We start from the raw sequence: 5,771 nt of genomic DNA, 5'->3' as shown, positions 1-5,771 counted from the left end.
CACCACGGCACCGGTCCCAAGATCCGGAAAATAAGTTATATTTTTCGGAGTCGAGCAAGACCCCAACAGCAACGCAGCTGCAAGAAAACATGATGAGATGAATCGTATGCGCATATGTAAAGTTTTTATTAGCTGATTTATAGCAGGGATTTTTTCTCAATCAGACGCGAGTCGTTTGCACGCCATTCGATGTTGTTGTTGTCACCCCAGAGCATGATTCGGTAAATCACACCATTTTCGTTCAGAGACTGGCCTATAATTTCTCCTTCCTTTCCGGTGAAAGCTCCACCGACCACAACTATTCTATCGCCGGGGCGCAGTGCTATTGAGCCGACCGGACCGATTTCATAATCTGGCGTAAACTTGCCGATTGCTTTTTGGAATGTTTCCATTGCTGCCTGAGGAATCGAGGCATAGGTATCGCCGTTTCTGTAGCACCATGCCAAGTCTCCAATTTTGTGGAACAATGGTAATATGTCTGTCACACAACTTTTAAAGAAAACGATATCTGGAATGATAGGCCGCTTTTCAAAAACGAGTTTACGGTCAAGCTTTTTAGCTATTTCTTGACATGGATAGAACAGTTCTGGCGTTACAATCTCATTCTTGCAGTCGGCAATCCGTTCTTTCAATCTGTCAAACTTTATTCCGGGGCGCAGTCGCATAGCATACCAGTTAGGCGGATTTCCGATGAAGAGGTCCGTCACGCTGTCTGACAGCAGTTGCTTTTGCTCTGCTGATACAGCTTCTTTACGTTCAGAACAGAGGGCAAGAATCGGGAGTCCGATAGGGGAGTGTCCCAGAGCCTTAATGATCATCTCTGGCAATACACCACATTTTAGGGCTGCATAAGCCCAATAGCTGCGAATGCACTCCTGAATATTTCCAATGATCATAATATTGCGGGCTCCAAGAAGCTGAGAAAGCTTTTCGGAGAGCGTTTTTTCAATCTGTCGGGGTGTCTTTCTGCTTTGCTCAAGAGGGAATACATATTTCCGTTTGGACGAAATGTGCCTTTCTGCAATTATCTGACACGCAGGGTTATATTTGTGGATATCCTCATATTGCAATTTCGCAATAGCTGAAATGTCCATTCCACAGTTGAGAAGCGAAAAAAGAAGGATGTCTGTATATAGTCCAGCCTCGTCCTGCTGTCTGTCAGCAAGTTTTGTTAAATTTACCAGTCGTTTGAAGCTTTCCTCAGTTACGAGCATACGCCATTTTTCTGATGCGATTTCCTTGATTCTTGCTTTGATATTCCTGAACCGGATTGTAAGTTCTCCGTCGGTTATTTCCTTGTTGGCAAGTCCAGCAATTAGATCAAAATAATGTAGACTTGTTTTTGCCGTGAGCCCGCGGAAAAACATGAATATGAACCAATCTTCAAGAAACTTTGTTGTAAGGGAGAGGTCGGCAGGAGCAGCGCATGGTGGTCGGCTGGCTATGAATGAGCGCAGGCATATGACCGCCTTTTTATAATTCGCAGCGGCCTGCCCGGAGGCAGATTCTGTCTTTGATTGAAAAATATCGAGTAGCTGAAGGATGCTATCTTGAATTATGTCAGTGTGTTGTGCCAAAGTGTAGCTTTTAACTTTCCCTAAAATGCCGGCAATAGTTTTCGACCCTCCAGTCTGTGGGTATATGACTTGAGGCAAAGGCGTTTATATGATATGCCAACAGTGTTAGGTCTCACAGCAACAAAGAGATTGCGTGTGAATCTCTTTAAAAGAGAGTATTATTTTGGGTGCAAAGATAGCAAAAAAACTTAAACCGGCATAGCCTTTGATGGAAAAATAGTGTCAAAAAATCAGTAATAGCATCTCATTTGCTGATTCTGTCGTTTCCTCGCAATTTCGACATAGCCTTCTGAAGTTTTCAAGCCATGCGAAAGTTCTCTCCACAACCCATCTTTTCTTTGCCGGGACAAACTGACCAGAATAATTTGAATGTGTAATTTCTACATCAATCTCAAAATCATGTCTGGCCTTCTCTATGAAATTACCGCGATAGCCTCTGTCGGCATATATGCGTTTTGTCCAAGGGAAGGCAATGGCAAGCATAGCCAGAAGGGCATAAGCGGATTTGGAATCATGGATATTGGCATGAGTAGTGGAAGCCTCCAGAATATCCCCGTCCTTGTCTGTTATAATATTGCGCTTCACCCCTTTAACCTTCTTGTTGCCGTCAATCCCCTTTTGGGAACGCGGCAACGCTGAACGGGAGCTTTCGCTGTCAATCGCACCAATTGTGGGTTGCGGAGATTCGCCTCTCCGAAGTCTTACCGCCTCCACAAGACTATCCTCAATCTCGGCAAATGCATCCATCGCTCCCCAACGTCGGAAATAGTATTATACTGTCTGTCATTTGGGGTACTCCTTGGGCAACAGTCGCCACTGGCAGCCGCTGACATCTATGAAGATGATGGCATCAAGTATGAGAAAAAAGGGGGTACGCACCGTTGGCTTTCTGCTTGTCTTTCTTTGCGTAAAAGCAAATGTTGAATGTCGATTGCATAACTCACTTTTTAAGTTGCAAAACTATTGTAATTCTCTAAAAATGAGTTCTATGCAGGCAAGCCAAATAGCGACAGGACTTCGCCAATTTCGGACAATCTGTACCCCCTTTCCGTTTTTGTTTATCGGGGGTACGAGTTAGGTTACGAACTTTGTCTTTTAGGGGCGAAAAGATGTACTTTAAGGCAGACACAAGGGAATAAAAAAAGTCCCACAAATCATTGAATTTGTGGGACTTGTCTGCTTGCTGTCCGGTTAGTTCAGCGGAGAGAGAGGGATATGAAACTATAGTATAATGAGGTTTTATAGATAATCAATAATGCTGAAACAATCCTTATTTATCAACTAATTACAATAATATATGATAAAGAAATTTAAATTGTAGTTTCCTTGATTGAATGAAAATTTGTATGTGATTTTGTATGGGTAAAATTGAGACAGCCTCAAATACATACAAAAGAATCGTTCATGGATAAATACAAGCATCGCGTCAGCTTCCGATTGGAGAAGCGTAAAGATAAAAATGGAAACTTCCCGGAGGAAATGCCGATAAATGCCGACATTACTTTTGGCGGCAAGCGTATATGGTATTACTCTGGGTATCGGATTGCCCCGGCAAAATGGGATGAAAAGGCTCAAAAAGTGAAGCGCAACAACTTCAACAGTGATGATGTGTCTGCCTCAGACATTAATCAACGGCTGATTAAGATTGCGTCTGCCGTTGACGATGCTTTTGCTCAATTAGAGCTGAGAGAGGAAGAGGCTACTCCGGCCACAGTCAGAGAGGAAGTAAAAAAGATACTCGATGAAGAGAGGTGCACCCGACTGACAGTATGCCAGACTTATGATATTCTTATTGATGAAAGGGAAAAAGAAATAAAAGAGACTCCTGCCACCGCTCAATGGTCAAAAGGTACGCTGACAAAGCATAAGACCATGCGGAAGCATCTGTCGGGTTTTCGAGCCACATTATATTTTGAAGACATCAACGATGAACTGCTTGCAAAGTTTGAGCTGTACCTAATCGGCAAGAGGCTCTCCAACAGCTATGTGTTCAAGTCCATGAAGGATATCAAGACTTTCCTTAACTGGGCCACTAAAAAGGGCTATAACCGCAATATCAAATACCAAAGCTATCAGCAACGTTTCCATGATGAGACAACTTCCGATACAGCAGTAAATCATTTCGCTCTTACTCCGGAGGAATTACAGTCCATTATGACTTTTCCTACCCATAGGCAAGCTATTGATCGGGCAAGGGATGTGTTTGTGTTCTGCTGTTTCACAGGGCTAAGGTTCTCGGAAGTCATGGCCTTAAAAAGGTCAAATATGGATGGGGATATACTTGATACGACAGCGCAGAAGACCAGACAACGAAAAAGAATTCCCCTTGCAGAAGACGCCATGCGTATTTTATCAAAATACCCAGCCGCACCTGATGAGGACGATCCGAGAATATTTCCCAAAATATCAAATCAAAAATTCAATTCACATCTAAAAGAAGTCGGGAAACTTGCCGGAATGACAGGCGATTGGATTATAGAAACACAAAACGGACGCTCTCGGACACGAACCACTGTAAAGAAATATGAGGCACTGGCCTCTCACTGCGCCCGAAGAACCTTTACAACCCTTTGTCTCCGTAAAGGAATGTCACCGGAGGATATTCGCGCAGTCACAGGGCATACTACGGCCAACATGATGATGAAATACGTCAAATTTGACGACGAAAGCAAGAGGGAAAAGATGAATCTTCTCAACAACAGCCATAGTCACGGTGTTGAAACCGTCTTTGACCATGCCATTACCGATGATGAAAGAATTCGTCTTGGCATACCGACGCGTGAAGCTTATCTTGAAATGTTCGAAGGCGATACAACCTCCGTCAATGCTCACCTCGCAGTCCTCACTCATATCCGTGGCAACCTCGATGACCGCGCCAACTACATCAAGCGTCTTCCCACAGATAAACTCAACGAAGTCCTTGAAATCATAATGAAACTATAAAAAAACACCCTATTTGTTTACTTATAAGTAAAACATTTTTCGTACCTTTGCGTTTACAAAGACAAAGCACATATCGATTATGAGTGAAGCAGAACTTATACAGCTGAACAAAGACCGTAATTGCACCCTCTACACCATTCAGTTTATCACTGAGGATAAGGGTGAGTATCTCCGTTTCTATAACCGTTTTAAGAATGATGCGACCTATAATGAGGATTTGGCCCGTATAGCCAAATTCGTTGAAAGTATCGCTGACCTTGGTGCTCTTGAACGATTCTTCAGACCGGAGGGAAAGATGAGTGATAGGGTTTGTGCACTCCCGGTCGTAAAGTCGAAGTTGCGCTTATATTGTCTGCGTCTATCAGACAGCATCCTTATTCTCGGTAATGGAGGAGTTAAGAAAACACGTACATACGACGAGGACGATGAGCTGCGCGGATTTGTAGTCACCCTGCAAAACTTTGACAAGCTTATCAAAGATGGTGTAAAGGACGGAACCATCACCATTTCCGAAAATGAAATTGAAACCGACAAAACCTTTGACATATGAAAACTGCATTTGAAGAATATAACAAAATAGTGGACTCGATACCGGCTTCTATTCATAAGGAAGTAGCTATGGAGATAGCTGTCTCCAATAGGATTTACGAGCTTATGCAAGAAAAAGGACTGTCAAAGGCCGAGTTTGCCCGTTCGCTTGGTAAGCGTCCATGTGAAATTACCAAGTGGCTGAGCGGACAGCATAATTTCACCCTTTCCACCCTCGCGATGCTCTCCGCCTTTTTCGGTCAGCCAGTCATCACTGTAGGATAAGATAAACTTATGTTGAAAACAACTGACGATTTCTTCATACCTGATAATGAGGTCAGGCTCCCGAAGGAGCTTGACTACAGCCGTGTGTCGGAATATGTGAGGTCGGCTGAGGCGTTCTCCCGCTCGACTTATCAGAGCGTCTATATCATTGACTATTTCAGGCAGAATTTCTTGTATGTGTCGCCCAATCCGATGTTTCTCTGCGGACTGCCGCCGGAGCGGATGACGGCACTCGGCTACCGTTTTTATTCACGTTATGTGCCAGATGGAAAACCCAGGCTCGGATGACCCCTTAGGCCAAGGTTGAATTAACCCCTGAAAATATTTTGAATTGACCCCTGAAAACGTTCTGGCCGACGGGGTCAATTTTATTTTGTCTTATCGGCTTTTTATAGCTTTAAGCTTACGGACGCTTTCGCCGGTAAGCGTGATTCGATG

6 protein-coding genes are annotated in these 5,771 nt (G+C 43.7%); 4 read left to right on the top strand and 2 right to left on the bottom strand.

Annotation, left to right across the window (positions count from 1 at the left end; genetic code table 11):
- Window positions 1-137: 137 nt before the first annotated feature.
- Window positions 138-1,577 carry a hypothetical protein gene (locus C5O23_RS13825; protein WP_153062502.1) on the bottom strand — a complete coding sequence of 480 codons (1,440 nt, stop codon included), beginning with the start codon at window positions 1,575-1,577 and terminating at the stop codon, window positions 138-140.
- Between the two features lie 222 nt (window positions 1,578-1,799).
- Window positions 1,800-2,324: a transposase gene (locus C5O23_RS13820; protein ID WP_107033498.1), complete on the bottom strand. Its 525-nt coding sequence runs from the start codon at window positions 2,322-2,324 to the stop codon at window positions 1,800-1,802.
- A gap of 657 nt (window positions 2,325-2,981) precedes the next feature.
- Here C5O23_RS13820 and C5O23_RS13810 point away from each other — a divergent pair.
- The 4 genes from C5O23_RS13810 (at window position 2,982) to C5O23_RS13795 (ending at window position 5,621) form a co-directional block, all read left to right on the top strand.
- On the top strand, window positions 2,982-4,520 hold the full coding sequence (locus C5O23_RS13810; RefSeq protein WP_107033496.1) for a site-specific integrase: 1,539 nt from the start codon (window positions 2,982-2,984) through the stop codon (window positions 4,518-4,520).
- Between the two features lie 79 nt (window positions 4,521-4,599).
- Window positions 4,600-5,070, top strand: coding sequence for a hypothetical protein (locus tag C5O23_RS13805; protein WP_107033495.1), 471 nt, complete (start codon window positions 4,600-4,602; stop codon window positions 5,068-5,070).
- Entirely contained in the window at window positions 5,067-5,333 is a 267-nt protein-coding gene (locus C5O23_RS13800) for a helix-turn-helix domain-containing protein (protein ID WP_107033494.1), read from the top strand. Before C5O23_RS13805 ends, C5O23_RS13800 begins: the two co-directional genes overlap by 4 nt.
- 9 nt (window positions 5,334-5,342) lie before the next feature.
- Window positions 5,343-5,621: a hypothetical protein gene (locus C5O23_RS13795; protein ID WP_107033493.1), complete on the top strand. Its 279-nt coding sequence runs from the start codon at window positions 5,343-5,345 to the stop codon at window positions 5,619-5,621.
- Window positions 5,622-5,771 lie beyond the last annotated feature (150 nt).

Source organism: Duncaniella muris, from assembly GCF_003024805.1.
Classification (GTDB): Bacteria; Bacteroidota; Bacteroidia; order Bacteroidales; family Muribaculaceae; genus Duncaniella; species Duncaniella muris.
The sequence above is the reverse complement of the archived record's forward strand: the minus strand, read 5'-3'. Positions and strand labels throughout refer to the sequence as shown.

Coding starts and splice junctions, on each gene's coding strand:
- C5O23_RS13810 (WP_107033496.1), top strand. CDS start 2,982: ATGGATAAATACAAGCATCGCGTCAGCTTCCGATTGGAGAAGCGTAAA.
- C5O23_RS13795 (WP_107033493.1), top strand. CDS start 5,343: ATGTTGAAAACAACTGACGATTTCTTCATACCTGATAATGAGGTCAGG.
- C5O23_RS13800 (WP_107033494.1), top strand. CDS start 5,067: ATGAAAACTGCATTTGAAGAATATAACAAAATAGTGGACTCGATACCG.
- C5O23_RS13820 (WP_107033498.1), bottom strand. CDS start 2,324: ATGGATGCATTTGCCGAGATTGAGGATAGTCTTGTGGAGGCGGTAAGA.
- C5O23_RS13805 (WP_107033495.1), top strand. CDS start 4,600: ATGAGTGAAGCAGAACTTATACAGCTGAACAAAGACCGTAATTGCACC.